General features: G+C 36.9%; 3 protein-coding genes. All 3 read right to left on the bottom strand.

The window, feature by feature from the left end; translation table 11 throughout:
- Nucleotides 1–321: 321 nt before the first annotated feature.
- The gene (locus tag KPL72_RS20980) at nucleotides 322–813 is read right to left on the bottom strand and encodes a hypothetical protein (protein ID WP_219704345.1); all 492 of its coding nucleotides are present in this window, start codon (nucleotides 811–813) and stop codon (nucleotides 322–324) included.
- 76 nt (nucleotides 814–889) lie between these two features.
- Nucleotides 890–1,282: a hypothetical protein gene (locus tag KPL72_RS20975; protein ID WP_219704344.1), complete on the bottom strand. Its 393-nt coding sequence runs from the start codon at nucleotides 1,280–1,282 to the stop codon at nucleotides 890–892.
- The coding region (locus KPL72_RS20970) for an RHS repeat-associated core domain-containing protein (protein ID WP_219704343.1) at nucleotides 1,279–2,829 on the bottom strand (1,551 nt) is incomplete at its 5' end. The genes KPL72_RS20970 and KPL72_RS20975, both read right to left, overlap by 4 nt.

The raw sequence follows: 2,829 nt of genomic DNA, 5'->3' as shown, positions 1-2,829 counted from the left end.
GCGTCGTTTGAGTAGCTATCCCATTCGAAATGATGACTAAAGCCACTGGCAAGGACTCGCTTAGTAAAAAATAAGATTGGCCACCACAAAAAGTGGCCACATCAGTATCAGTCCAGCTTGTGTAACTTATTGCGTATATCTAGGTTTGACATCTTAGACTTGACATATAAACTGCTCTTACATAAGAAGTGTACTCACTTGATGCACAAGCTTGGAAAAACCCTCAGGTTATTATGGCACCTAAATCAATAAAACATGCAAAGGTAGTCATCAGAAAAAACAGATTCCAGGAAAATAATTACCGAAAAAATAGATAGCTCTTTAAACTTTAGCATTAACTTCCGTTCCAAATGGAATCATTGAAGTAGTATTAACTAACAAGTTCACCTCCACATCATTTAATCCAGAAAGTGAATAAAACAGATTTCTATCTACGTATTTCGGAGCTGAATCTTCATTTTTTTCAAATTCTAAAAATGGATTGTTATCACATACCTCTGATACCTTAAAGCCTGAAACCTTATCGATATATGCTTCTAAACTATCTAAATTTTTTAATTTTTTAAGATAAACAAGATCATTATATTCTTCAGCACTTTCAGGAAAATGAAATAAAAAAACACCATTTTTGGGTAGCAAATATTTTTGACAACAAGAATCACAATACCAAGTCAAAGCATAATGATCATCTATAAAGCCAATGATATATGGCTTTGGGTTTATTTTATTTCTTTTCAAAACTAAATCATGCAAATGACTACATACTTTTTCACTCGAACCAAATGAAAACTTTAACTTTTTTTTTGACTCCATTAATATTACCTCTAGATTAAAAGTCTTTAAAAAATTTAAAATCACATCTAAAAACCCAAAAAAATGACTTTGAAAATCAGTTAAAGTTAGGACGCAGCTTCTCTCTCATTTCAAACATGTTATCAGGAGTAATTGCCCATTTTTTAGGATCTTCAAATTCAAAATCAATTTTAAAACGCTTTGTTTTATTTTCCATCTGGAACAATAGCTGATTAAATCTATAGCCACATTCTTGGTAAACATCTTCCCTTAGAGCTTTCAAAGAATTCCTTAAAAGCAACTTATCATTCGCAATAGAAGCCGTAGCTGGAGTAATTTCCTGCCCATTATATAAAAAACCAGAATTAGACACATGCCCATCACCAAATTCAAAAACAAATACAAGCTCAGTCCATTCATATTCAAGTACATCTTCACACCGCAAGAACATTTGCGTTATTTCTTGTAAAACTTCATCTTTTATATTCATTTCAACCCTCTAAATTTATTGATATTTTCTTTGGAAATTCGTTTAAAATCTTGACCACTTTGGTTACTAAATGAATGTTCTTTCTTATATATACGCTTATTACTTATTGGATCAAAAACTTCATACTCACTAATAACATCTGTAGGTCGAGTTGAATTAGGCGGCTCAAGTGAAACCTTTAACTTAACCTCATAGCCAGCCTCTGTCCAATCCGCCCACTCATTTTCCATCGACTTATAACTACCACGATTAAAGTTGGAATTCTGTGGAAATAAGTTTTTTTCTCCTTGATCGCTCATAAAACGATGTCCAACTAAGTGACCACCATCATCATCAACCAACCTATCTTCACCACCAACTTCTCTTTGTAATGTTTTCTCTTCGGATGAGCGTTTACCATGGTAAGTCGCTTTTAACGTAGCCTCAACTGAAATAGGCCTACCTTTACTATCAATTTTCCAAGTTGCTTTATTCTCTTCAAATTTTTCGACTACTTCAGAATGATCTTTTTCTCCAACTTTCCCATTCATCATGTCACGTGTAAATTTAAGAACTGATTTGTCTTGAAGCGAAGAGTTTTCTGGTACTCCTTCAACCCCGCCAGCTCTAAGCACATCAAATACGTGTGTTAAACAACTTTGATTAACAGGATCATACAGTGGCGTATCCAATTTATCAGGATCCCAATCAGCTCTATCAAGAGCCATATCACCTTCACGAAGTAGCTGCCTCTGTAAATCACTTGCAGCAATTGCATCTGGTAATTTTATCGTAACCTTCCTGATCGACTTATCGGCAAAATCTTCTAACTCATCATAGCCGAGAACAACAGTGCGAGTTGGGAGGCCATTTCGTACAGAGCCCCATTGATGGGTTTTTGTCATCTCAAATTTGGTATTCACCTGAATAGCGAAATGCATATTTTTACCATGACCTATTTTTAAAATAGTTGCAGTGCCTTCTTTACAACTCAACCCCATCGGATCGACCCAGTTCACTGGGTTCGGAGCGTATTGGTAGTGGTTGATGCCGCCTAATATACCAATCGGGTCTTGGTGGATAAAGCGTTGTTGTTTTGGGCAGTAGTAACGAAAACGGTTGTAGTGAAAGCCGCTTTCTTGGTCGAAGTATTGCCCTTGAAAGCGAATCGGTTGATAGAAGTTTGTGTTTTCTATCTCTCTCGTTTGTTGTGCGCCGTCTTCGTAGCCATAGGCGTTGGCTGTGTTTTCCCATACTACTTCTGCGGCTTGGTTGGTGACGAATCTCGGCGTGTTAAGTTGGTCTAGATGGTAGTAATAGACACTATTTTGTTTGATCAGGGCAACAGGGTAAAATTCGTCTGGGCGGTTGATGTACCAAGTATATTTTCCGTTTAGGCATTCGCCTAGTAGTTGGTTACCGTCCCAGATAAAATCGATTTGGCCTTGTTCTGTGTGTTTGGCAATACGACGACCAAGTGAGTCGTAGTCGTATTGGGTAAGTACGCCGTCTTTTGAGAAACTGGTAAGCTGGTTGAAGGCGTTAAATTCGCGTTGGGTTTTGATGCC

The organism is Marinomonas lutimaris, from assembly GCF_019426345.1.
Taxonomy (GTDB): domain Bacteria; phylum Pseudomonadota; class Gammaproteobacteria; order Pseudomonadales; family Marinomonadaceae; genus Marinomonas; species Marinomonas lutimaris.
Note: the sequence above shows the minus strand (reverse complement) of the source record. Positions and strands in the feature narration are given on the sequence as shown.

Coding starts and splice junctions, on each gene's coding strand:
- KPL72_RS20980 (WP_219704345.1), bottom strand. CDS start 813: ATGGAGTCAAAAAAAAAGTTAAAGTTTTCATTTGGTTCGAGTGAAAAA.
- KPL72_RS20975 (WP_219704344.1), bottom strand. CDS start 1,282: ATGAATATAAAAGATGAAGTTTTACAAGAAATAACGCAAATGTTCTTG.